Genomic DNA, 26,488 nt, shown 5'->3' with positions numbered 1-26,488 from the left:
GGCGAGTTCATGCAGAATTTTACTTTTCAAAATGGTACAAAGATTATTTTTGGTAAAGATCAAGAGGAAGTAGTTGGACAAGAAACGGTCGTTTACGGCAATAAAGTTCTCTTACATTATGGTGGAGGTAGTATCAAAGAGAGTGGTTTGTATGATAGAGTTGTTCAATCTTTACAAGAACAAGGAGTTGAAATTTTTGAGCTAGGCGGTGTGAAGCCTAATCCAAGAGTAAGCCTAGTTCGAGAAGGGGTGAATTTATGTAAGGAGAATCACATCGACTTGATTCTCGCAGTAGGTGGAGGGAGCGTCATTGATTCAGCTAAGGCCATTGCCATTGGTGTGAACTATGATGGAGACGTTTGGGATTTCTTTACTGGGAATGCCTCTATCACAGATTGTTTGCCAATTGGTGTGGTGTTGACGATTCCAGCTGCGGGTAGTGAAAGCAGTGCAGGAAGTGTCATCACAAATGAAGAAGGAGCGTATAAACGTGCAGTAGGTCATGAAACGATGCGACCTAAGTTTGCGATTTTAAATCCGGTTCTTACATATACGTTGCCAAATTACCAAACGGTTGCGGAATCACTGACATGATGGCACATATTTTAGAAAGATATTTTACAAACGAAAAGCATGTAGATTTAACAGATCGTTTATGTGAAGCGACTTTAAAAACGATCATTAACCATGCACATACCGTTTTGGAAGACCCAACAAACTATCATGCAAGAGCAGAAATCATGTGGGCCGGTACGTTAGCACATAATGATTTGCTAAATACAGGTAGAGTTGGTGATTGGGGAAGTCATGACATTGAACATGAGATCAGCGGTATCTATGATTTAGCTCACGGTGCAGGACTTGCAATTATTTTCCCAGCATGGATGAAGTATGTGTACAAACATGATGTGAATCGTTTTGCACAATTTGCTAATCGAGTGTGGGATGTTGAAATTGATTTGAATGATTTAGAGAAAACAGCTCTAGCAGGGATCAAGAAAACGGAAGAATTCTTTCGCTCGATTGGAATGCCAGTAACATTGAACGATGCAAACATTGGGGGGGAGCACTTTGAGGAAATGGCGAAAAAGGGTACGGAAAGAGGGCCGCTTGGTAACTTTGTGAAGTTGTTTGAGGCGGATTTGTTGGAGATTTATCGGTTGGCGGAGTAAGTATTGGTTAAGACCTCGTTTAGGCGAGGTCTTATTTTTTTACTCTATTCTCGACCTAAATGGTATGACTATTTGATCTATAAGAGATGTTGAAATATTAAGAAAATTAGAATATGCTAAAAAGATCTATAAATCATTTGAAATGAAAAGGATTTAATATAGCGATTATATCAGGAGGTGAGATCATTGAACAAAATCATCAATAAACTCGATTCATGGACAAGTCATATTATGGTTCGTCCAAAGCTATTATTCACTTTTTATATTGTTAGTTTGCTGCCACTCTTTTTAGTTGCAACATTTTTTTATTTTAAGTCTACTCAAGCTCTAAAAGAGGAATTAGGAAGTTATATGGTGGAAACATCTCGACAAGTAGATTTGAGATTGAGTTCATCTATTGAAGAAATGGAGAATTTGTCTAGGATTATTCACTTTAATTCAGATGTGCAGCGTTTTTTAAATTTAAAAGATCAGACTGATAGGGAAGAACTAGCCTTTCAATTAGACTTACGTAATTTTCTTAGAAATGTTGTAAATCATCGGGAATACTTGTGGTCTGTGTTTTTAATTAACGATTATGGAAGTGTTTTATATTATAGCGAAGATTTCGTTAACCCTGTCTTTGCTAGTTGGTGGTCTGAGGTCGAATTAGAGCATGATTTTCAAAGTGATCCATTTCATCAGGAGGTTGTGAGTGAAAAGGATTTTTATCTTTATCCGCCCCAACAATCAAATTATTATAATGGGGAATTCGTCGCGACGTATGGTGGTAGGCTATATCAATTAAATGAAGAGAAAGGGACCTTATTATTTAACTTCGATCCTCAGTATTTTTCTAATATGAGTGACTCTATTAAAATGGGTCAAACTGGTTTTGTCGGTATTTTCTCTGAACAAGGTGAATCATTATTTGAAAACGCAAACATTACAAAAAAGCATACAAACAAGCTATCAGAATTAAACATGTTGAGAGGAGAAAGTGGCTATGAGCTGGTGAATATAGCTGGTGTTCAGACTCTTGTTGCTTTCAACACCTCAACGAAGACAGGATGGAAAATCGTCGGCTTTGTCCCTTTTGAAGAGGTATCAGGGAAAATTAATTCGTTACGAAATGGATTATATATGATTGCGATCTTTTCCATTCTATTTGTATTGTTGTTCTCGAAATACTTTGCTCAGGTTATTACTACTCCATTATTCAAACTTCAAAGCTATATGAGACATGCTGAAACGGGAGATCTTTCCTTACGTGTACCTATGGATCGCGGGGATGAATTTGGAATGTTAACGAGAACCTTCAATCATATGCTAGAAAGGTTGGAGGAATTAAAAGATAAAGTTTTCATGTCTGAACTTCGGCAGACAAAATTACAATTGTTGAACCGTGAATCAGAATTGCGAGCATTACAGATGCAAATTAACCCTCATTTTTTATATAACACATTAAATACCATGAAGTGTATTGGCGAGGTATATGACGTACAGGAAGTATCAGATATGAGTGAATCACTATCTGATATGTTTCGGTATAGCATTGATCACGAGAAATATAAATTGCTTTACGAAGAAGTAGATCATGTCAAAGCATTTCTACGAATTATTCAGATACGTTTTCCCAGACATGTTGAATGTCATTTTGATATTCCTGAGGAGTTGAGTGAAATTCCTGTACTTAAGTTATTATTGCAGCCCTTGGTAGAAAATGCAGTTGAGCATGGAATTATTCCAAAAGGGGTTGGAGGTAACATCCATATAACAGCTAGGCAACGGGAAGACTTGGTTATTATTGAAATAGTCGATGATGGAGTTGGAATGTATGATAAAAGGTTAGAAGAAATACAAGATAGGTTGAATAGGAAAGAGGATTTTAAGGTAGTTGAAGGCCTGTCTTCAGGTCATATTGGATTGAGGAACGTCCAACAACGCCTGCAATTAAATTATGGAGATCAAGCAAAGCTACATGTTAGCAGTAAAGCGAACCATGGGACAAGTATCGAGATTGTGATACCAATTAATGAAGATGAATGAGGTGGGAGTATGTATCGAGTTTTAGTTGTAGAAGATGAGTATTGGATGTGTGAAGGACTGTGTAAGATGATCGATAAGCTCGACATTGATTTTACTGTAGCAGATGTAGCACATAACGGCAGTGAAGCTCTTCAAAAGTTAAAAAACGACAGATTCGATCTTGTTCTTTCTGATATTCGTATGCCTGTTATGGATGGATTAGAGTTCATGAAAAGCATGAATTCTCTAAATTTACATCTTCCAGTGGTTATTATTACAGGACATAACGAGTTTGAATATGCTAGGACGGCATTTAGGTTGGGCGCCATCGATTATTTGTTAAAACCGATTAAAAGTAGTGAGCTACGTGATATTTTAGAGAATTGTAGGGAGCAACTTAGTGAATCAACAGGGCATTCTGAAGAGAACACCGTTGATTTAAATGAACAAAATAAGGGAGTGGAACTCATTCAATCTATTTTAAAACTTATTGAAAGTTCTTATAAGGAGGATCTATCTCTTTCTATCATAGCAGAGCAGGCAGGGTTTAACGCATCTTATCTAAGCCGCTTATTTAAACTGGAGGCGGGAAAGGGATTTGTTCAGTATTTAAGAGAGGTAAGGATGAAGCATGCTTGTCAATTCCTACTAGAAAGTGAAATGACGATAGATCAAGTGGCCAAAAGTGTGGGCTTCATGGATGAGAAGCATTTTAGAAGAACGTTTAAAAAGGATTTAGGAACGACACCAGGGGAGTATCGGAGAATTCAGAAAAGTAAAAAATAAACCCGTTGAAAGTAAAAAAGTGAGTCTTATTTCTATTTTTAAAAGCGCTTACAATAAAGGTAACAATAAGAAAAGGAGGAAATGAGAGAACAGATTGAGTAATAGCATTTTCATAGCTTATGTTTGGAATGCACAGGGTAAACTAAGTAGCTAGAAAAAAGGGGGAATTGATCTTGAGAAAAATGATAGCGTTTTCAGTTCTTTTGATAACAATACTGTTCTTAGGAGCTTGTTCAGGTAGTGATGTGGCAAATGAAGAAACAAATGATTCTAGTAGCAATGGTGGAGATGGAGAAGGAATTACATTAAGGGTAATGGACTGGAGTGATTCTACTCGCCCGATCCGTGAAGAATTCCATAAACAGTTTATGGAGAAGTACCCACAAGTGACGAATATTGAATACACAACATTAACACAAGATCAATTCAGAGATACGATTCTTGCTGCGGTAAGATCAGGGGAGGCACCAGATTTATTCCCGCCTCCATTAGGTTTTAAACTACCTGCCTTGGTAGAAGATGGGTGGTTCCAACCACTAGACCCTTATGTAGAAGAAGGCTTTTATGATATTTTCTCAGAAGGTCTTTTAGCAGAAGGAGCAACAATGATAAATGGAGAAGTGTATGCCATTCCTATGGACGTTCCACAAATGGGTACAGCTGTTTTTTACAATAAAGAGCTATTCAAAAAGGCGGGGCTTGATCCTGAGCAACCTCCAAAGACATATGCAGAATTTCGTGAGTATGCTCGTAAGATTACTGAGGCAGGAAATGGAGAATTTTATGGAATGATTGAGGGTGGTAGACAAACAAATCGTTGGGCTTATACGGCACGTGATTGGTCAGCGATTAATGGAAGTGGTTTAAGTACAGCTAGTCCAGTAAGTCTTATGACTGGCGAGGCCCCTTATCATACTGACGCAGTATTAGACGTGTTTGATTTGTTTGCTGGTCTCGCTGATGATGGCAGTATCCATCCGCAAACATCTGGATTATCTGCACCTGAAGCAAGGCAGTTATTTGCCAATGGTGAGGCTGGATTTATTATTCAAGGCGCATGGAACATTGGATTGTGGAATAAAGAAAATCCGGAACTAGATTATGGTGTTACGGCTCCCCCTCTTCCTGAAGGTGAAAGAAACGGCTCAATGAATTTAACGGTTACACCAGGACTAGGTATTTCTGCGAACACAGAACACCCAGAAGAAGCTGCATTATACTTACAAGAATTCTACGGAGGAGGTTTCTTCCAGGAAGAAGCAGTAAAACAAGATTTTAACTTCTCGGTCGTTGATGGAATTTCTGAAGAGTATGCATCAGGTAAAATGCTAGAATTTTATGAAATTTATAGTGAATATGCTGTACTTGCTCCAGATCCATCATCAAAGCCAAAAGCGACCAAAGTTTTTTCTGAATATACAGATGTAAGTCCGAATGTCGGAGAAATATTGCAAGCTGTGGCTATTACAGGCCTACGTGACTATGAACCGATGTTACAAGAGCTTTCGAAGAAAACGGATGCCGCTTTAACTAAAGCGATCGAGGATGCGAAAGCAAATGGTGAAGATGTGAGTATTGATGATTTTACATTTTCTGATTGGGATCCAATGAGTCATCATAATCAAGAGTAGCCTGATTGTTTGTAAGGACAATTCAAAAGTATAATGGCAGGTAAAAAGGTTACCTGCCATTATTAACAAGGAGGGGAACCATGGAACATACACAACCTGCTGTGGCAAAGAAAAATGTGTCAGTGAAGGTGAAAAAAAGAAAATATAATAAGGGCGTAGCGTTTTGGTGCTGGTTGTTTGTTATCCCTAATCTATTACTTTTTGCCTTATTTCAAGGATGGCCCATTGTTATTAGTTGGTATTATTCCATGACTGATTGGTCGGGCTTGACTGCGACACCTGATTTTATAGGGCTAGCGAACTTTAAGGAGTTACTCAATGATTCTTACTTTTGGAATGCTTATAAAAATATTTTCTTTTATGCGATAGGAACCGTACCACTCCAGTTAATCATAGGGCTTATCTTTGCCGCTATTTTAAACAATCCTCGTTTGAAATTTGCTAATATTTACAGAACCTTGATCTTTATCCCTGTTGTAACGAGTGCTTCGATTATCGGGATCATTATGGGATTTATCTGGAGTCCAAACGGAGGAGTCAATTTCCTTTTAATGAAATTGGGCTTTATCAGTGCTCCCATTGATTTTTTAGGAAGCATGACTTGGTCCATGCCAACAGTCATTATGGTCTCGATTTGGATGAGTGTAGGGATCAATATGATCTTTTGGTTAGCGGGTCTTCAAGGAATTCCAAGGGAGTTATATGAAGCAGCTTATATAGATGGAGCGGGGTACCTAAAAACCTTTTTTAAGATTACCTTGCCATTACTTATTCCAATTGGAGCGGTCATATTACTTTTTAATATTGCTTTTTCACTTCGCGTTTTTGATTTAATTAAGACGCTTACAGATGGCGGTCCGTTCTTTGCAACGGATGTCGTATCAACATATGTATACCGACATGCTTTCTCAGGTGAAGTGGGACAGCCTAGAATGGGGTATGCGAATGCAGCGGGTCTTTTCTTTGGATTTACAGTCATTATCATCATGGCATCTCTGCAGTTAATTAAGGCAAAGTTGAAATCAGCTAAATATTAAACTGGCAAGAGCTTAAGTAGGTAAGGAGTGAAAAAATGAAAACGACAGCATCTAAACCAAGTAAACAGGGATCTATAATTAGAGGTTGTATTCATATCTTATTAATTGGGATCTGTTTTATCTGGACTTATCCTTTTTTATGGATGGTTGCATCAACTTTTAAAACAGATAAAGAATTTTTTGCTAATCGATTGAGCTTAATCCCTGAATCTCTTAATTTTGCCAATTTAATACGAGCTTGGGAAACGGCAAACTTTAGTCAATATTTTTTAAATTCCTTTTTAATTACAACAGGTGTGGTGTTGATTACGATTTGTGCAACATCGGCTTGTGGTTATGCTCTTGGAAGGTACTCGTTTCCAGGGAAAAAATTATTTTTGCCATTCTAGTTTGCAGTATGTTTGTACCACTTGAATTCTCAATTATTCCAGTAGCGGTTTTAATTAGTCAATTAGGGCTTTCCAATACGATTTTTGGTGTCATTTTAGCTGAATCTGGTGGGGGGTCTGTCATGCTAGTCATGTTGTTTGCCGGATTTTTCAGCCAAATTCCGAAAGAATTGGAGGAATCGGCAACGATCGATGGAAGTGGTTTCTTCAGGACATTCGCAAGTATTATGTTACCTTTATCAAAGCCGATCATCGGTAGTGCGGTTATTATGCAAATCGTATGGACGTGGAATTCATTCTTGACACCACTAGTTCTTACATTAAGCAATCCAAGCATTCGTCCTTTATCTGTTGGGCTATATGCGTTCAGAGGGGAGAATGTGGTTGACTGGACAGGGATTGCCGCAGGGGCAACGATTTCAATTCTTCCTATTATTATCATCTTTTTGATTTTACAAAGGTACTTCATAGAGGGGATCTCTGGTGCAGTGAAAGGCTAATATTAGTAATCTATAAAAAAAACTATAGGAGGTAATAGTAATTGAGAATTTTATTTTTAGATTTAGATGCATTGAGCCCGCAACATATGAGTTGTTACGGTTATCATCGTAACACGACGCCAAACATTGATCGCATTTCTTCTGAAGGAGTTTGTTTCACGAATTACTATACATCAGATGCACCATGTGCACCTTCTCGTACTGCTTTAATGTCCGGTCAGTTTGGGATTCGAAATGGCTTAGTCGGACATGGTGGGACGGCTGGTGATATGAAACTAGAAGGTCGAGATCGTGGTCTAATGGGAAGGTTATCTTTAGGCGAATCTCTCCCTTCGTACTTACAATTGGCTGGTGGGTTACAAACTACGTTGATCAGTCCATTTGCTCAACGGCATTCAACTTTTAATTTCTATGCTGGATTCAATGAAATCATCAATACAGGAATGGCCGGGATGGAATCAGCTGAACATGTTGCTCCTGTTGTCGAAGATTGGGTACAAAGGAATGCGAAGAAGGACGATTGGTTCTTGTATATTAATTATTGGGATGCCCATACGCCTTATCGTGCACCTGAAAGCTTTGGCAATCCATTTGAAGATTCTCCTTTACCAAAGTGGGCTACGGAAGAAATGCTAGAAAAGCATAAAGAAAAAGTGGGACCACATAGTGCCAGCGAACTAGAAATTGACTTTGCCAGACAGACTTATACGAATCAACCAGTTCCTAACTATCCTCGTAGTTTAGGTGAAATTAAAAACATGCAAGACTTAAGAGAAGTGATAGACGGATATGATTGTGGGATTCGTTATATGGATGAACAACTAGGTGCTTTGTTTACATCGTTAGAGGAACAAGGGGTAATGGACGATTTAGTTATTATTATTTCTGCTGATCATGGTGAAAACATGGGTCAACTGGGTATTTATAGTGAGCATGGTACGGCTGATGATGGAACTTGCCGAATTCCTATGATCGTTCGTTGGCCGGGAATGCAGCAAGGCACTGTCGACAACGACTTACATTATCATCTTGACTTCTTACCTACAATGGCGGAAATGCTTGACCTTCCAGTAGCACCGGCTTGGGACGGAGAGAGTTATGCACCAGCTATTAAAGAAGCAAAATCATGTGGTCGGGAATATTTAGTCGTCTCACAATGTGCTCATGTTGTTCAACGAAGCGTTCGTTTCAGAGATTGGATCTATATTCGAACGTATCATGACGGTTTCCATATGTTTGATAAAGAAATGCTGTTTAATTTAGCAGAAGATCCGAGAGAAGAACGAAATGTGGCATCTGAAAATAAAGACATCTGTATGGAGGCTGTTTATTACTTACATGAATGGCACGATGAGATGATGTTTAAGTCTCAAGATGATGTTGACCCACTCTGGACGGTTATTAGAGAAGGCGGTCCTTTCCATGCTCGAGGTTATTTGAAGAACTATACAAAGAGATTAGAAGAAACAGGAAGAGGACATCATATTCCTGAATTAAAACGTAGACACCCAGAAGAATTCGGAGAACACCAACAAAAAGAAGCCGAGGAATTTAGAGGGAAATTAAGAAAGAATATCATGTCTGCCAAAAAAGAAAAACTAAGTTCCGCCCCTACTAGATAAATGGATTGAGGTAACTAGCCTGTCTTATGAGAAATGACTGGCTAGTTTTTTATTTAAAAAGTAAAAAATAGCTCCACCGAAGTAAAAATCTTACCCTAACTCCAGTATCAGTAAGCGTTTACAATATAAATAGAGTAGGTGCTTTATACAATTTTGCTGCGATATATACAAAGAAAAGGAGGAGTCTGATGACTAAAAAACCACATATCGTTATTTTTAATCCAGATCAATGGAGAGGAGATGTGATGGGGCATTTAGAAGATCCTGCAGCTGTCACACCTAATTTAGATAAAATGGTGGAAGAAGACGGTGTTTCTTTTTCGAACGCTTTTTGTCAAAACCCTGTCTGTACCCCAAGCCGTTGTTCTTTTATGAGTGGCTGGTATCCTCATGTGAGAGGACATCGGACTATTTATCACATGATGCAGCCAGATGAGCCAGTGTTATTAAGAACCCTCAAACAAAACGGTTATTATGTTTGGTGGGGAGGGAAAAATGATCTCATTCCTGCGGATGCAGATTTTAACGAATACTGCAATGAAATGTATGAACCGGAATTAAAGCCCAAAAAAGAATCGAATTTACATTTTGCAGATAGCTGGCGCGGTGAGCCAGGGGACCGAAATTATTTCTCTTTTTATGGAGGAAAACTGGATCCATTGCCTGGTGATGAAACATTTTACGATAAAGATTGGGCTGATGTGTATGGAGCCATTGACAGAATTAAAAATGCTCCTGATGATCAACCTCTTTGTATTTATCTCCCATTGCTTTATCCTCATCCACCATATGCAGTGGAAGAGCCTTGGTATAGCATGATTGACAGAAGTAAGATACCAAAGAGAGTTCAGCACCCAAAAAATTGGGAAGGGAAGCCTAGCATGTTAAAAGGCATTCATGAAAGACAGAATATGCATTCGTGGACAGAGGATGAATGGACGGAGTTGAAAGCGACATATTATGGCATGTGCGCAAGGGTTGATCACCAGTTTGGAATGGTGATGGATGCCTTAAAAGAAGCCGGAATTTACGATGACACGGCAGTATTTTTCTTTTCAGATCACGGGGACTACACAGGAGATTATAGCATAGTTGAAAAAAACCAAAATACATTTGAAGATCCAATTACAAATGTGCCTTTAATCGTCAAACCACCAAAATCGTTTTCTGTTACACCTGGTATAAACGAAAACCTTGTTGAATTGATTGATGTTCCAGCAACGATTGAAGAAATGGTAGGAATCACGCCAAAACATACTCATTTTGGTAAATCTCTTGTTCCTATGTTAGACAATGACAAGATTAGCCAACGAGATGCCGTTTTCTGTGAAGGTGGGAGGCTTCAAGGTGAAACCCATTGTATGGAAGCAAATGCCGTATCCCATGCGGCAAAACCAGGGCTCTATTGGCCAAGGGTTAGTTTACAGGCTGAAGAAGGCCCCGAACATACAAAGGCTGTCATGTGCCGGACGATGGAATTTAAATATGTGAGAAGGCTTTATGAAAAAGATGAACTCTATGATCTTCGCAATGATCCTAATGAGGTAACCAATCGAATAGATGACCCCGCTTTGGCTGATGTTTTAATGACTTTAAAGGAAAGAGTCATGAACTTTTATATGGAAACGTCAGATGTCGTTCCACATGAGTTAGATAAGAGATTCTAAATAGAATGTCATTTCATAGAAAGGGAAGGTGATAGGATGACTCGCAAAAATATCCTTTTTATCACAACGGACCAGCAAAGAGCTGATGCAATAGGTAGTGAAACAAATTACTTTACTCCCAATTTAGAAAAGTTGGCAAAAATGGGTGTTCAATTTTCGAAACATGTGGTGACCTCAGCTCAATGTACACCATCAAGAGCTTCTTGGATGACAGGGAGGTATCCACATGAAGTAGGAGTAAATATTATTGGTCATATGCTTGATCCAAAAGATGAGAACATTGCAGAAGTATTGAATCGTGGCGGATATGAAACAGCCTACTTTGGTAAATGGCATCTTGGGGGACATCCTTCTGATTATGGTTTTCAAGTTACTACCTATCGGACAGAAGGAGTTGATTTAACAGGTACAAATGATCATCCAGATTATCATAGCAACAGAGATGCTCATTCAACGGCAGAAGCATTAAACTATTTAAATGACTACGATAACGATAAATCGTTCTTTATGCATCTATCTTGGTATATGCCTCATCCGAATCAACCTACATTTATTAAAAGAAAGCCTTTTGAGGATGTGCCTGCATATGACGATCAATATAAAGTCGACGAAATGCCTGTACCAAAAAGCTTTTATGAAGATGATTTGTCATCCAAACCGCCACATCAAAAACGCCGAGCTGAATCGACCGAGTCTAAACTGACCGAAACGATTATTAGAGAAGATGCAAAGAGATATCGGAAATTGGTTTCCTTAATGGATCGAAATCTAGGAAAAATCATTGAAAAACTAGAGGAAAAAGGAATTTTGCATGATACGATGATTGTCTTTACATCTGATCATGGGGATATGCAAGGGGCACATCGCCTAAGGTTAAAAGGGGTACTGCCTTATAGGGATTTATATGAAGTTCCATTACTTGTTTATTTACCATGGGTGACATCAAAAAGGAAAGAAATTAGCGATGTAACGTCAAGTGCATCCTTAGCAGGAACGATGATTGATGCTGTTGGACTTCCTGTACCAACAAATTTCTATGAATCATTGTTACCTTTGTTGAAAAAAGAAGAAGCAGACCCTGATACCTATGTATTTATTGAACATTACAAAGCTTATTGGGGAGAGCATCCTTTTAGAGGAATTCAGACAGGACAGTTTAAATACGTTTATTACTACCAAGATGATAAAGAAGAAATGTATGATTTAGTCAAGGATCCAGATGAATTGCAAAACATATATGACCTACAACCATATCAATCTACGAAAAAGGAACTAAAGGAGTTAGTAGAAGATTGGTGGGAAAAAACGGGAGGGTTATCAAAACAGCCTATTATTGATGAGAGATCCGAATGGAATAAGGCAGTAAAGTAAAGTGTGGAACTTAACCTGTTTATCTTTAAATAGGTTAAGTTCATTATATGAAGAGTTCGTTCATTTTCATGATTGACAAATGGAAAGGAAAGGAGAGGTTCGATGAATCCCCCTAATATATTATTGATTACGACTGATTCACAGAGATGGGATACGTTATCTTGCATGGGAAGCCCGTTTGCTATTTCTCCTAACCTCGATAGGCTAGCAAAAGAGGGAGTTCTATTTGAGCAAGGTCACACTACATCACCGGTTTGTTCAGCTGCTAGAAGTAGTCTAATAACAGGTCTTCACACTCCTGTTCATGGTTGTTTAGAGAATGGGTTAGCACGTCATAATCATTTTGCTACGATCCCCGATTATTTAAAAAAAGCAGGTTATCGTAATATTATGGTTGGTAAAACTCATTTTGGTCAAATGCCTGATTCGTTCGATCGTCAATTTGTTGTCGGAGAAAAGTTCAGTAATAAAAATGATTGCTACGCAGAACACATTACACAACACGGATATAGTCGAGTCAGCGATCACCCGAATGAAATTCCAGAAGATCTATTTATGGAAGCGTTCCTTGTTGATAAAACAATAGAAGAAATGAATCAATCTACCGAAGATGGTCAGCCGTTCTTCGCTTTTTGCTCAATGGTAAGTCCCCATGAGCCTACCGATCCGCCAGGGAAATGGGCAACTCTATTTGATGATATAGAGTTACCTGCTCCGAATTATGTAGAAGGAGAAATCGAGAACTTTCCTTTGCACATGAAAAAGTTATTAGGTTATACCGACTATGATTCAGAAGCAATACTTCCAATAGATTTAGAGTTAAAGGATTTATATGAAGCCCGTGGTGCTATCTATCATGAAGGAATACGACAAAAGGTAGAAAAGCTAAAGAAGCTGTACTACGGACTCACGGCTTATTGTGATCATCAAGTTGGAAGGGTATTAGATTATTTAGATGAAGCAGGATTGCGTGAAAATACACTTATTATTTTTAGCTCGGACCACGGATTACAGTTATTTGATCACGGCTTTAATGATAAGCATAACTATTATGATGAATCATGGAGAGTACCATTTTTAATGAGTATGCCTGGGACATTACCAGAGGGAAAAAGAGAACAATTTGCCACTTGGAATGATATTGGACCTACGATTCTAGGTGTTGCAGGAATTCAAAGTGCAACGATGCAAGGTTTGGATTTATTCACACCTATAAAAGATGGTGGTTCCTCTCCTCGTCATTGTGCGGTCGCCACCCTTTTCAAATCGGTAGCCGTAGCCAGTAAAAAATGGAAGCTAGAATATTATTTTGAAGAAGGGACAGGAAGACTTTTTGACCGCCTGAATGATCCGAAAGAGCGAAATGACTTATTCAATGATGAGGAAGTTGCTCCTATTAAACATGAACTTATTCAGGCATTACTGACATGGAGAGCGGAGATTATGGATTTACAATTTCATTTAGAGTCGGCTGAAGCTGTCAATCAAACACTACAAGAACGCAAGAAGACTTTACCTAAAGGGAAAAAAGTTGCACCAGTTGCAACAAGGATTGTGAATGAAGTTCTTTCGCTCCAAGGTTCACAGCCGGAACGAAGATTAAACGAAAGAATACAAAAAATAGATCAAATGGATGTAGTCACTCAGCCTTGAGGCCTTTATTAGAAAGGGGAATCTAAATGAAAGCCGTTGTTATCTTATTAGATACCTTAAACCGGAAAATGCTTGAGACATATAATCAGCAAACATGGGTTAAGACACCGAATATTTCAAGGTTAGCCGAAAAATCAGTGATCTTTGATAATCATTGGTCAGGGTCATTACCATGTATGCCTGCAAGAAGAGATATGTTCACAGGTCGCCTTGCTTTTTTAGAGCGTGGGTGGGGTGGGATGGAACCATTTGATGTCACACTTCAGCAAACTCTTCGAGAAGGAGAAGTGTTTTCACATATTGTAACTGATCATTATCACTACTTCTCAACGGGCGGGGAAAATTATTGTCAAGGATTTAACACATGGGACTTCTATCGGGGGCAGGAGTCGGATCCTTGGATTTCACGTGTAGCGTCTCCCGATATGCCTGAGAATTTTCTTGGAAGAGTAATGCCACAGAATGAACACAATCGGACGGTGTTAATGAGTGAAGAGGACTATCCTGGCCCTCAAACAATGAAAGGCGCGTGCAAGTGGCTAGAGGATAACAAAGAGGCAGACCAATTTTTCTTAATGGTAGAAGCCTTTGACCCTCATGAACCGTTTAATTGCCCCGAAAAATATTTAGATCTTTACGATGATAAATATGATGGACCACGCTTTGATTGGCCTGGCTATAAAAAGGTAACAGAGTCTCCGGAAGAGATGGATCATATTCAAAAGCATTATGCAGCGAACCTGACCATGATCGATCATTGGTTAGGGAAACTGCTGGATGTTATGGATGACCAAAATTTATGGGAAGATACACTAGTTATTTTTACAACCGATCATGGTTTGTTGTTAGGTGAACACGAGTGGACTGGGAAAAACTTCATGCATGTCTATAATGAAGTCGCTCATCTGCCCTTAATGGTTCATGTCCCGGGAGTAGCAGGAGGGGCACGAATGAATAAGCTTACCCAAAATATTGATTTAATGCCGACGATTTTAGAGTACTTTGGTCTTGACGTTCCATCAACGGTTAATGGTAGTTCTTTACTTGGACTTATTAACGGACAATCAGATGAGATACGAAAATATGCATTATATGGCATGTTTGGGATGACAGTCAATATAACCGATGGAGTCTATACGTATATGAGAGCTCCGGTGAGAGAAGATAATGATCCTTGTTTTTGGTATACAGCTATGCCAACCTCATTCCGTGCCCATTTAGGGAAAGATAAGATGAATCAAATTGAGATAGGAAGGTTCCTACCGTATACTGATTTTCCAGTTTATAAGATACCGAATAGTGAAGAGGGAAAGCCTTTTTCCTTTTATAAAAATATAAAAGAATCTTTCCTTTTTAATATAAAAGATGATTATGATCAGCTTGAACCCATTGACGATAAAGAATTAGAGGCATTTTATATCAATCGATTAACGGAAGAAATGAAGGATGAGAATGCACCAAAAGAACAATTTATAAGGTTAGGCTTATAAAGCGATACTAAATAGAGGGATGAAAAGATAAGCTACTTCTTTTATTAGAAGCTAGGTTATCTTTTTACTAATGTAAAAAAAGGGACCTACAAATGTAAAAAAAACACCCTAAAACGATTAATGGTAAGCGGTTACAATTAAAAGAAATAGAATAGAAGGTTTGTATGATTCTAAATGAATTGTAAACATTAAAGCTAATCTGTGAAGGGGAGATGAAAATGAAAACGAAAAGTGATGCCACCAACATCCATTATATTAAGAATATCGGAGGCCCTACCCTAGGTTACTCTGAAGGTTCTGGTGTTTCCATTTTACAAGTAGATGGATACTCATTTAAGGATTTAAATAAAGACGGTCAATTAGATAAGTACGAAGACTGGCGTGTATCTCCCGAAGAGCGTGCGAAAGATTTGGCTTCAAAGATGTCGATTGAACAAATAGCGGGGCTTATGCTTTATAGCCGACATCAATCGATCCCTTCCATGTCAAGAGGACCTTATAAGTATACGTATAACGGAAAGGAATATCCAGTAAGTAATGCGAATGCTTGGGACTTGTCCGATCAACAAAAGGCATTTCTAGAAAAGGATCACTTAAGGCATATACTTGTTACTTCTGTTGAGAGTACGAAAGCGGCAGTTCGTTGGAATAATGGCGTTCAGGCTTTTGCTGAGGGAACAGATTTAGGTATTCCGGCAAATAACAGTTCAGACCCAAGACATGGAACGGATGCTAGTGCTGAATTTAATGAAGGAGCCGGTGGGGATATTTCAATGTGGCCAGAATCACTTGGAATTGCCGCTACGTTTGATCCGGAAATATCCCGTAGATTCGGTAGTATTGCTTCAAAAGAATACCGTGCTCTTGGGCTGACAACAGCTTTATCTCCGCAAGTTGATTTAGCAACAGATCCTAGGTGGTACCGCTTTGTAGGTACGTTTGGAGAAGACCCTGCTCTTTCTACTGATATGGGCCGCGCATATATTGATGGCTTTCAGACCTCAACAGGGGAAAAAGAAGTTAGTGAAGGCTGGGGTTATGAAAGTGTGAATGCGATGGTGAAGCATTGGCCTGGTGGAGGGTCAGGTGAAGGGGGACGTGACGCTCACTTTGGATATGGCAAATATGCGGTTTATCCAGGCGACAACTTTCAAACTCATTTAATCCCGTTTTTAGAAGGTGCATTTAAACTAGAGGGAAAAACAAAAAAAGCATCGGCCGTTATGCCTTATTATACCATCTCTTATGATCAGGACCCTGTTAATGGTGAAGATGTTGGAAATTCGTATAATTCGTATATTATTAATGATTTGCTTCGGAAAAAATATGGCTATGATGGCGTGGTTTGTACAGACTGGTTAATTACAGCAGATGAACCAGATAACGTTGATCAATTTGCAGGTAAACCATGGGGTGTCGAAAAAGGTTACACAGTAGCAGAGCGTCACTATAAGCTGCTCATGGCAGGTGTTGACCAGTTTGGTGGAAACAATGAAGTGCAGCCGGTCATTGAAGCTTATTACATGGGTGTAGCAGAGCATGGTGAGGCCTATATGCGTCAACGCTTTGAAGATTCAGCTATCAGATTATTAAAAAACATTTTCCGTGCAGGTCTTTTTGAAAATCCATATCTGACTATAGAAGAAAGTGAGAAGACTGTTGGTAACTCACAATTTATGGAAGAAGGGTATGAAGCTCAGCTAAAATCAGTTGTATTATTAAAGAATAAAAATAACATTCTACCTTTGAAAAAAGGAAAAACAGTCTATATTCCGAAAAGATATATTGCGGCATCGGAAGATTGGTTTGGTAATCCTGTTCCAGAAAAGTATGATTATCCTGTAAATATTGATGTTGTGAAAAAGTACTTCAATATAACAGAAAAGTCTGAAGAAGCTGATTTTGGTTTAGCTTTCATTACGAATCCTGATAACCAATTTAACCCTGAATCGGGAACCGGTTTTAGTCGTGCAGATGTAGAGGCAGGAGGCAATGGCTATGTGCCTATTAGTCTTCAATATGGAACCTATACTGCCAAATACGCTCGCGAAAAGAGTATAGCAGGAAATCGAAGCTATAAAGAGAAAACAATGACTCCAGCCAATACGACAGATTTAGAAATGATTATAGAACTAAAAAAAGAGATGCACGGAAAGCCGGTTATAGTTTCATTGTTAATGAATAAACCCGCTGTTGTTGAAGAATTTGAACAAGACGTTCAAGCAATCGTCGCTAACTTTGGCGTACAAGACCAAGTGATTTTTGATATTTTAACAGGGGAATCTGAGCCTTCAGGACTTTTGCCAATGCAATTGCCGGCCAATATGAGAACGGTTGAAGAACAGAATGAGGATGTGCCTCATGATATGGAGTGCTATAAGGACTCAGAGGGGAATGTCTATGATTTTGCTTATGGTTTAAATTGGCAAGGGGTGATTGAGGATAAAAGGACTACAAAGTATAAAAAATAGTAGTGAAAGCTTCTCTTTCACTACTATTAGTAGGGAGTGATCAGGGATGCAGCTAGGGGGTATGGCAGGAGTAATATATAGAGTGGCCGAATGGATTGTTCGGTTAGCCTATCTTAACTTGTTATGGATTGGCTTTAGTTTAGCTGGATTGATTGTGTTTGGTTTTTGGCCTGCAACGGCAGCCATGTTTGCAATCATACGGAGGTGGAGAATGGGAGACTCAGAGTTTCCGATTTTTAAATCATTCTGGGTTTATTTTAAATCTGATTTTATAAATGTGAACCTACTAGGGATAATCTTAACCATATTTGGTATTACATTATATGTAAATATAAGATTTATTCAGGTTTCTTCATTCACTCTATTTGAAATTTTAAACGTATCGCTTTGGGTACTTGCATTCTTTTATTGTTTAACACTTCTTTATATCATTCCAGTATATGTGCATTATGAATTTAACTTGTTACAAGTGATTAAAAATGCATTCCTAATGATGATTCTTAATCCATTAACGACATTTTTCATGGTTTCTGGATGTTTCGTCATATATATTGCTTTTGTTTTTCTTCCAAGTGTCATTCCTTTTTTCGGTGGAAGTGGTGTAGCATTGGGCATTATGTTTTTTGCTACTAGTGCTTTTAATAGAATCGAAAAAAAGCGCACAAGGTTAGTAGGGCCCAAAAGCAATTAAAGGATATTTTACGGGTGCAACCCTTGTCAAAGGCACATTAAAAACTACCAAACAAATTCTAGTGTGTTTGGTAGTTTAACCTCAAGTACTTTTTATTCCTGTCCTTGTTGAGTTTGATATTTCCTTGGTGTAGTACCTGTATATTTCTTAAAGATCTTTGTGATAACTTTGATCATGAAAATTAAGTAAAGTTGATATTCAAATAGCAGATTCATCTATTATTTAGAAAGGAAATTTTCACTCCGAATAATTGATATAGGGATTGGCAGATATATTTTAAATCATCAAGTTTAATAATTTGCCTCCATCGTCCATTTAATAATATGGTTAAAACTGCATTAAAAAAATACAATAATCGTTAACACTATACCATAAATAAAAGATACTAAATTTTATAATCAGGATAGAAAGCGTTTACTAAAATGATGAATCATCTCTAGGAGGGATAATATGACTAAAAGAGATTTACAACAATTAATATCGGAAATGACATTAGAAGAAAAAGCTGGACTTTGTTCAGGATTAGATTTTTGGAACTTAAAAGGGGTTGAACGACTCGGAATACCATCGATCATGGTAACAGATGGACCACACGGCTTAAGAAAACAGCAAACCGGAGCCGATCATTTAGGGTTGTTTGACAGTGTTCCGGCTACGTGTTTTCCCTCTGCCGTTGGATTAGCAAGTTCATGGAACAAGGAACTGATTCATCAAGTAGGAGTAGCACTTGGGGAGGAATGTCAAGCAGAAGATGTAGCTGTTCTCCTTGGACCTGGTGCCAATATTAAGCGCTCACCATTATGCGGAAGAAACTTCGAATACTTTTCAGAAGATCCTTATTTATCTTCTGAAATGGCGGCTAATCATATTAATGGTGTTCAAAGTCAAGGTGTGGGAACCTCACTGAAACACTTTGCAGCAAACAATCAAGAGCATCGTCGAATGTCAACGGATGCCGTTGTGGATGAAAGAACTCTACGTGAAATCTATTTAGCAAGCTTTGAAAACGCAGTGAAGAAGGCACAGCCTTGGACAGTGATGTGCGCCTACAACAAAGTAAACGGTGACTACGCTTCAGAAAGCAAAACGTTACTTACGGATGTATTAAGAGATGAATGGGGTTTTGAAGGTTTTGTTGTATCTGACTGGGGTGCAGTAAATGAACGAGTTGACGGGTTGGAAGCAGGATTAGAGCTTGAAATGCCTTCAAATGCAGGCATTGGCGATAATAAAATCATTGAAGCTGTCAAGAGTGGTCAGTTATCAGAAGAAAAACTAGATCTAACTGTTGAAAGGATATTAAGAATCATCTTTATGGCAGTTGATCATAAAAAAGAAAATGCGTCTTATGATCAAGAAGCACATCATCAGTTAGCAAGAAAAGTAGCAAGTGAAAGTATGGTTTTATTAAAAAATGAAGATCGTATTCTTCCATTGAAAAAAGAAGGAACCATTTCTATTATCGGCGCTCTAGCAGAAAAACCAAGATATCAAGGTGGAGGAAGCTCTCATATTAAACCGACAAAATTAGAAAACATTGTAGAAGAGTTGAAGGTAAGTGCAGGACAAGATGTTAATGTCCAATATGCAGAAGGCTATCAACTTGATCATGATTCAATTGATGAAAGGTTGATTGAAGAAGCAAAAGAGAATGCGGCTAAATCAGATGTAGCGATCTTATTTGTGGGTCTACCTGATCGCTATGAATCAGAAGGATACGACCGGACACATTTAAGAATTCCTGAAAACCAACGACAAATAATCGAAGCTGTTGTAGAGGTACAAGAAAATACAGTGATCGTTTTAAGTAATGGTGCACCAATTGAAATGCCTTGGCTTGAAAAAGTAAAAGGACTTCTTGAGGGCTACCTTGGAGGCCAGGCAATTGGTGGAGCGATTGCAGATCTGTTATTTGGAGAAGTGAATCCTAGTGGGAAACTAGCAGAGACATTCCCAGTACAATTAAGTGATAATCCATCTTACTTACACTTCCCGGGTGAAGGTGATAATGTTGAGTACAAAGAAGGTATTTTTGTTGGATACCGTTATTATGACACGAAAAAAGTAGAGCCGTTATTCCCATTCGGTTATGGACTAAGCTATACAACGTTTGAATATAGTAACATAGTTATTGATAAGAAAAAGATAAAAGATACAGAGACCGTAACGGTTCACGTGAATGTGGAAAATACTGGAAATGTCGCAGGGGAAGAAATTGTTCAGCTTTATGTAAAAGATATAGAAAGCACTGTCGTCAGACCGGAAAAAGAGCTAAAAGGGTTTGAAAAGGTACAGCTGCAACCAGGTGAAGAAAAGACAGTAACATTTACGTTAGATAAGCGGTCGTTTGCTTACTATAACGTTGGATTAAAAGACTGGCATGTGGAATCAGGCGAATTTGAGATCCTAATTGGTAAATCTTCAATAGAAATCGTATTATCTGATCAAGTAACGGTTGAGTCAACTACTCCTATACGTAAAGAGGTTCATCGCAATACAACTGTAGGAGATTTGTTATCAAATCCGATCTTAGCACCAAAAGCTAAACCACTTATTGAAGAATTAACAAAAGGAAGTCCTCTATTTGATGTAGCAGGAGGTGACCAGGGCGAATTTTCAGAGATGATGGAAGCAATGCTAGGATACATGCCACTACGTGCACTTATGAATTTTAGTGGTGGAGCATTTACAGAGGAAAAACTGGCGAAAGTGATAGATGAACTAAATGAAACTCAGATTGTCAGTCTATAAGCAAGATAATGTTATTTTGAAAAGAAAATTAGATTCTCTAACGGAATGGTGATTGCCCCAGTGCAATAAAGCGCTGGGCTAGCCACATATTGTTGAAGAGATTGAAATCCTAAGTGAATGTTACAAATCCAGCTAACCTGTGTAAAATCTACTAAGAGACTGATAAAATAAAGATAGTAAATGTAGTGTGGTCATTGAATGATATTGTACGCTAAAGTAGACTAAGGAGCGGTCCTAATTTTGTTTTAGCGTTATCACATTATTCACTTTTGTATTTATCTTAATAATAAGAGGTGATTGTGGTGAAGGAGAAAGCGTGTTGTTCGGCTAAACGAAATATAAATAGTTCTATTTTGTTGAAACAAAAAGAGACAGTTGATATAAAAAAATCTCTCAAACTTCGACATGATGATAACCTCATTGAACTTCCCGGTGGTGAATTTTTAATGGGAACAGATGATATAGATGGATTCGAATCTGATGGTGAAGGTCCAATTAGGAACGTATACGTAAAACCATTTGCCGTAGATCGCTACACGGTTACAAACGAACAATTTCAAGAGTTTATAAATGAAACTGGTTATAAGACGGATGCAGAACAATTCGGCTGGTCATTTGTGTTTCATTTATTTGCTACCGATGAAGCGAAGCGTGAAGTTATCGGGTCACCTCAACAAACACCATGGTGGTTAGCTGTGAAAGGCGCTAGTTGGAAACATCCAGAAGGGGTAGATTCCTCAGTCGATGATAGAATGAATCATCCAGTCATTCATGTATCATGGAATGATGCCGTTGCTTACTGCAAATGGTCAGGAAAAAGGCTGTTAACTGAAGCAGAGTGGGAATACGCAGCACGTGGAGGTCTTATTCAAAAGAGGTACCCATGGGGAGATAAATTAACACATAAGAAAAAGCATTTATGCAACATTTGGCAAGGGGAGTTTCCGGTAAAAAATACGGCAAAGGATGGTTACCTTTCAACAGCGCCTGTTGATGCTTTTCAACCTAATGGATTTGGACTATATAATGTTTCGGGGAATGTATGGGAATGGTGTTCTGATTGGTTCCATAATGTTCATCCAGCTGAAGCTGTTATTCGTAACCCCTTAGGACCTGAGAGTGGTAGTGAAAGAGTGATGAGGGGTGGTTCATATCTTTGTCATCAATCCTATTGCAATCGTTATAGGGTAGCTGCTAGAACGAAGAATACCCCTGATAGCTCTACTGGAAACATGGGTTTTAGATGTGCTGTTGATTTGTCATGTTATAATTAAACTGTAATAGAATTTAAAAGGGTGCGTGCAGAGGAGGGATGTCTATTGTTTAAAGGAAAGAATGAAAGTCTGTTCGCCCATTATAATCAACAATTGTTTACAAAAGATTTACTTGCGGGAATTACTCTTTTTGTTATGCTAATCCCTCAAGGAATGGCTTATGCGATGTTAGCTGGGCTTCCGCCGGTTATGGGATTATATGCAGCTACGATTCCTCTGTTTATTTATGCTTTATTTGCTTCGTCAAAGCATTTATCCATTGGGCCAGTAGCTATTACATCTTTACTTGTTTTTTCGGGTGTCTCCATTTTGGCTGAACCAGGTTCCAATGAGTATATTTCACTTGTCTTAACGCTGGCCGTGTTAGTAGGGCTGATCCAGTTCTTATTAGGTGCTAGTAAACTAGGGTTTATTGTTAAATTTATTCCCCATTCGGTGATGAATGGATACACATCTGCAGCTGCGATTGTGATTGGATTTAGCCAAATTAAACATGTCTTTGGAATTGATTTAGGTAATCATTTACAGGTGCATTATGTCTTAATGGGTGTTGTCGAAAACATAGGAAAAATTAACTTCATTACATTATTAATTGGAATCATTAGTATGATCCTACTTGTTATATTAAAAAAAATGGCTCCGCGTCTACCTGGTGCTTTATTCGTCGTAATACTATCGATTCTATTTGTATTCTTATTTAACTTAGACAGAAGTGGCGTTCAGATTGTAGGGAATGTTCCACAAGGAATCCCGCAGTTAGTTATTCCTTCTTTTACACTTGAATCCGTTCAACTCCTCATTCCAATGGCAATTACAATTGCTTTACTTGGATTTATGGAATCACTAGCAATTGGAAAAGCCATTGCGAAGAAAGAAAAATATAAACTGAATCCGAATAAAGAGCTAAAGGCCTTAGGGTTGTCTAATATGGTAGGTGCTTTCTTTCAATCATTTCCGGTTAACGGAAGTTTTTCAAGAACAGCGGTAAACCACCAATCAGGCGGAGCTACACAGATGACATCCGTTATAACAGGTGTATTTATTATTATTACATTAATGTTTTTTACTTCTTTCTTTTATTATTTACCTAATGCCGTGTTAGCTTCTATTATTTTAGTAGCGGTTTACAAATTGGTTGACATTAAAGAAATGAAGCATCTTTTTGAAGTGAAACCATTTGAAGGCTGGGTTTGGATTATTACGTTTATTGTAACGCTCTTTGTTGGGATTCAATGGGGCATTATTATTGGTGCCATCTTTACGTTAGTATTATTGTTGAATAGAAGTTCCAAACCGTCCATTGTAGAGATGGGGTATGTTAAAAGGGAAAAGACGTTTCGTAATATTAAGCGATATACAGAAGCAGTCACTTCTGATGAGGCTGTTATTCTAAGGATTGATTCAAATCTTCATTTTGCGAATATCTCATATGTAGAAGAGAAAGTAAAAGAGGTTCTCAAAACAAGAAACGATGCAAAGTGGTTGATCATTGATATGTCTGGCGTTAATGATGTGGATACGATCTCTGTTGATACTTTAGAAGAAATGATAGATTTCTATCGTGCGAAAGGGATTATTACATTGTTTGCAAGTATGAAGGGTTCAATCCGGGATACGGTGAATAAAGTTAATTGGGATCAAAAATACAGAGAACATGAGAACCATTTGCCGCTAGAACAGTTATTGAAAGCCAAAGGGATTAACATAGAAAAGAAAGAAGATTTTATCATTAGTGCAATGGATTATCAGATTTAATGTTACTCGAAATGCCAAAAATAAATAGCAAGGTACAACATTTTACATTAGAAAAACGCTCTGAGTGAAAAATCTTAGAGCGTTTTTGTTTTGATGTCTTATTCAACAATGGCAACCGATAATACAACTAGAAATTAGAATGATCTTTATCTTGAGTTTGAAGAGCCAATCTTAATCCTAACCAATATATACAATACATAACAGGTTCAGTTTCGTTTAAGGCACATGGATCTTTACTCCACTATTCAGCCACCTTAGAGACTTAGAATAATTAAATTAGGACCCAAAAAGTCCAACTACCCACTTATCTTATTCACATTCACTTTTTTAACTTTTGCTACTTCCACTCGGTTATTCAAGAACTGAAAACTAACTAATATGACTAAAACAAATGCAGCTAGGAAGAAAAATAAGTTGGAAAACCCCATCCATGGGACCATAAGACCTAATATGAAAGATCCTGCAGCCACTCCTGAATCATATAATGTAAAGAAGGTGGCGGTTGCGTGACCTGTGCGGTTAGCGGCAACTGATTCAGTTGCCAACGATAAGAAAAGTGGCATCAAAGATCCGTACCCAATGCCGATCACACCAGCTGCAACTAAAAAGAGCCAAGCAGATTGTGAGAATGCAAGAAGGATAAATCCGATTGAGTACATGATTAAACTAGGCAAAATAACAATCTTTGCGCCGCGCTGATCAAATAAGCGACCTAAATATGGTCTAGATACTAGCATGGTGACCGCAAAAACAAGGAAGAAGTAGCCCGACACTTGCTCAAGTCCAACCTCTATGGCATATACAGAAATAAAGGAAAGGATTCCAGCATAGGCAAAGGCGACAAGAGAAATGATGAATGAAAAAGGCACGGCTTTAAATTCAAAAAAGTCATGAATGGAAAGTTTGCGTTTCGGTTGCGATTGCGATTGCGATCCAACAGGTGCTGGTTGGCTCTGTAATCTTACTAACCACGCACAAATGACACTAATGACAACGAAAGTGCTTAGAATCACAAATAATAAGTGAAACGAAATAAATTGAATAAGTGTAAGTCCGATAAAGGGGCCAATGACAATGGCAATATTCATAAACATGGTAAAATACCCGAGGCCTTCTCCCTTACGTTCAAGAGGAACAGTCTCTGCCGCAATGGTTGATGTTGTTGTTGTTAAGATCGCGAATGAAAACCCATGAAGAAAACGCAAGATCATAAGCGGGATGAATTGATCGATCCATATATACCCCAATGAAGTGAAGGCAAATAAACTTGTACTGGCTATTAGTACATTTCTTTTTCCAAACCGTTGAAGGAGGTTGCCTGAGAAGGGTCGAATCAAGATTGCCGATAAAAGCATAACTGTGACAACAAGGCCAGCTTGCGCTTCTGTCCCTTTGAGCTCGTATATCACGTATATGGGTAATGTGGTTAATAGTGAATAGAAGGTAATAAACACAATTAAATTCACAAATGAAACTCCAAGAAAGTTTCTCGTCCAAATCGGTTTGTTACTGGCCTTCATGTAGATCATCCCTTTTTTGTCCTAACTTCTCTAAAAGATGTTGGAGTTGTTGTTGTTCTTGCTGTGACAAGGGAGAGACAAACTGATCTTCGAATCTTTTTAAACGAGATTGGACTAATGGAAATTTTTCTTTAGCCATTTCTGTTAATACTATACATCGCTCGCGTTTGTCTTTTCCTGATTTTCTTATAACCCAACCACTTGCTTCCATCCTTACGAGTGTTCGAGTTACTGTAGGGGGCTCTACTTTCAAGTATTGCCAAATCTCCGTTTGCGTCATAGTGCCGTTTTGATTTAATACGTATAAAATAGCCCACTGCGATGAGTACAATCCAAATTCTTGCAGTTCCTCATTTAATTGCTTGGATGAGAGTCGAGCTTTTTGATTTAACGTATGAAGGAGATTACTTGTTTCCATTATAATTATCCACTCCAATATTATTTACCTAGGTAAATAAATGTGATGATTTTATTATAAAGCTTTGAGGAGATAAAAGTAAACATAAATGTAAATCAAAATATTTCTATGATAAGTAGTAAAAATATAGTTAAATAAAGCATGGATCGTAATAGGTATGTATTACTGATTATATATACCTATTATAAGAGCGGGATAGAGTCCATACTAGGTCATCAAATTCTGTCAGATTAATGATAGGAAATATGATGGAAGCTAAAAGACACGTTGACATAACTTGTGT

20 protein-coding genes are annotated in these 26,488 nt (G+C 38.1%); 18 read left to right on the top strand and 2 right to left on the bottom strand.

The window, feature by feature from the left end; all coding sequences use genetic code 11:
* Positions 1-9 precede the first annotated feature (9 nt).
* From LQ50_RS26595 to LQ50_RS07920, 18 genes are all read left to right on the top strand, one after another.
* Positions 10-594 (top strand): iron-containing alcohol dehydrogenase, encoded by a 585-nt coding sequence (locus LQ50_RS26595; RefSeq protein ID WP_444542586.1) that lies wholly within the window; start codon positions 10-12, stop codon positions 592-594.
* Positions 591-1,172 (top strand): hypothetical protein, encoded by a 582-nt coding sequence (locus LQ50_RS26590; protein WP_444542585.1) that lies wholly within the window; start codon positions 591-593, stop codon positions 1,170-1,172. The genes LQ50_RS26595 and LQ50_RS26590 overlap by 4 nt, the downstream gene beginning before the upstream one ends.
* Before the next feature lie 186 nt (positions 1,173-1,358).
* Positions 1,359-3,200: a cache domain-containing sensor histidine kinase gene (locus LQ50_RS07990; protein ID WP_034627941.1), complete on the top strand. Its 1,842-nt coding sequence runs from the start codon at positions 1,359-1,361 to the stop codon at positions 3,198-3,200.
* A gap of 9 nt (positions 3,201-3,209) precedes the next feature.
* The gene (locus LQ50_RS07985; RefSeq protein ID WP_034627939.1) at positions 3,210-3,965 is read left to right on the top strand and encodes a response regulator transcription factor; all 756 of its coding nucleotides are present in this window, start codon (positions 3,210-3,212) and stop codon (positions 3,963-3,965) included.
* A 182-nt stretch (positions 3,966-4,147) separates the two neighbouring features.
* Positions 4,148-5,596, top strand: a complete 1,449-nt coding sequence (locus LQ50_RS07980; RefSeq protein ID WP_237563676.1) for an ABC transporter substrate-binding protein — start codon at positions 4,148-4,150, stop codon at positions 5,594-5,596.
* A gap of 80 nt (positions 5,597-5,676) precedes the next feature.
* Positions 5,677-6,633, top strand: coding sequence for a carbohydrate ABC transporter permease (locus tag LQ50_RS07975; protein WP_034627937.1), 957 nt, complete (start codon positions 5,677-5,679; stop codon positions 6,631-6,633).
* A 35-nt stretch (positions 6,634-6,668) separates the two neighbouring features.
* Complete coding sequence (locus tag LQ50_RS25965) at positions 6,669-7,022, top strand: ABC transporter permease family protein (RefSeq protein WP_237563672.1); 354 nt, start codon at positions 6,669-6,671, stop codon at positions 7,020-7,022.
* 8 nt (positions 7,023-7,030) lie between these two features.
* Positions 7,031-7,522 carry a carbohydrate ABC transporter permease gene (locus tag LQ50_RS25960; RefSeq protein WP_237563671.1) on the top strand — a complete coding sequence of 164 codons (492 nt, stop codon included), beginning with the start codon at positions 7,031-7,033 and terminating at the stop codon, positions 7,520-7,522.
* 41 nt (positions 7,523-7,563) lie between these two features.
* Positions 7,564-9,144 carry a sulfatase family protein gene (locus tag LQ50_RS07965; RefSeq protein ID WP_052144652.1) on the top strand — a complete coding sequence of 527 codons (1,581 nt, stop codon included), beginning with the start codon at positions 7,564-7,566 and terminating at the stop codon, positions 9,142-9,144.
* 188 nt (positions 9,145-9,332) lie between these two features.
* On the top strand, positions 9,333-10,811 hold the full coding sequence (locus LQ50_RS07960; protein WP_034627934.1) for a sulfatase family protein: 1,479 nt from the start codon (positions 9,333-9,335) through the stop codon (positions 10,809-10,811).
* Positions 10,812-10,847: 36 nt separating this feature from the next.
* Positions 10,848-12,182, top strand: coding sequence for a sulfatase family protein (locus tag LQ50_RS07955; RefSeq protein WP_034627932.1), 1,335 nt, complete (start codon positions 10,848-10,850; stop codon positions 12,180-12,182).
* A gap of 102 nt (positions 12,183-12,284) precedes the next feature.
* Positions 12,285-13,835, top strand: coding sequence for a sulfatase family protein (locus LQ50_RS07950; protein ID WP_034627930.1), 1,551 nt, complete (start codon positions 12,285-12,287; stop codon positions 13,833-13,835).
* Between the two features lie 26 nt (positions 13,836-13,861).
* Positions 13,862-15,325, top strand: a complete 1,464-nt coding sequence (locus LQ50_RS07945; RefSeq protein ID WP_034627928.1) for a sulfatase — start codon at positions 13,862-13,864, stop codon at positions 15,323-15,325.
* Positions 15,326-15,543: 218 nt separating this feature from the next.
* Complete coding sequence (locus LQ50_RS07940; protein ID WP_237563670.1) at positions 15,544-17,796, top strand: glycoside hydrolase family 3 protein; 2,253 nt, start codon at positions 15,544-15,546, stop codon at positions 17,794-17,796.
* Between the two features lie 46 nt (positions 17,797-17,842).
* Entirely contained in the window at positions 17,843-18,487 is a 645-nt protein-coding gene (locus LQ50_RS07935; protein ID WP_052144651.1) for a YesL family protein, read from the top strand.
* 450 nt (positions 18,488-18,937) lie between these two features.
* Positions 18,938-21,238, top strand: a complete 2,301-nt coding sequence (locus LQ50_RS07930; protein ID WP_034627925.1) for a glycoside hydrolase family 3 C-terminal domain-containing protein — start codon at positions 18,938-18,940, stop codon at positions 21,236-21,238.
* A 299-nt stretch (positions 21,239-21,537) separates the two neighbouring features.
* Positions 21,538-22,512 carry a formylglycine-generating enzyme family protein gene (locus LQ50_RS07925; RefSeq protein WP_084138664.1) on the top strand — a complete coding sequence of 325 codons (975 nt, stop codon included), beginning with the start codon at positions 21,538-21,540 and terminating at the stop codon, positions 22,510-22,512.
* A 45-nt stretch (positions 22,513-22,557) separates the two neighbouring features.
* Positions 22,558-24,267: a SulP family inorganic anion transporter gene (locus tag LQ50_RS07920; protein WP_034627923.1), complete on the top strand. Its 1,710-nt coding sequence runs from the start codon at positions 22,558-22,560 to the stop codon at positions 24,265-24,267.
* Between the two features lie 296 nt (positions 24,268-24,563).
* Here the strand turns inward: LQ50_RS07920 and LQ50_RS07915 are convergent, their stop codons facing one another.
* Both LQ50_RS07915 and LQ50_RS07910 read right to left on the bottom strand, forming a co-directional pair.
* Positions 24,564-25,733 (bottom strand): MFS transporter, encoded by a 1,170-nt coding sequence (locus tag LQ50_RS07915; protein WP_237563669.1) that lies wholly within the window; start codon positions 25,731-25,733, stop codon positions 24,564-24,566.
* 40 nt (positions 25,734-25,773) lie between these two features.
* Positions 25,774-26,205 (bottom strand): MarR family winged helix-turn-helix transcriptional regulator, encoded by a 432-nt coding sequence (locus LQ50_RS07910; protein ID WP_034627920.1) that lies wholly within the window; start codon positions 26,203-26,205, stop codon positions 25,774-25,776.
* Positions 26,206-26,488: the final 283 nt, after the last annotated feature.

Origin of the sequence: Halalkalibacter okhensis (genome assembly GCF_000787375.1) — a bacterium.
In the GTDB taxonomy this organism is placed as follows: Bacteria; Bacillota; Bacilli; order Bacillales; family Bacillaceae_D; genus Halalkalibacter; species Halalkalibacter okhensis.
The sequence above is the reverse complement of the archived record's forward strand: the minus strand, read 5'-3'. Positions and strand labels throughout refer to the sequence as shown.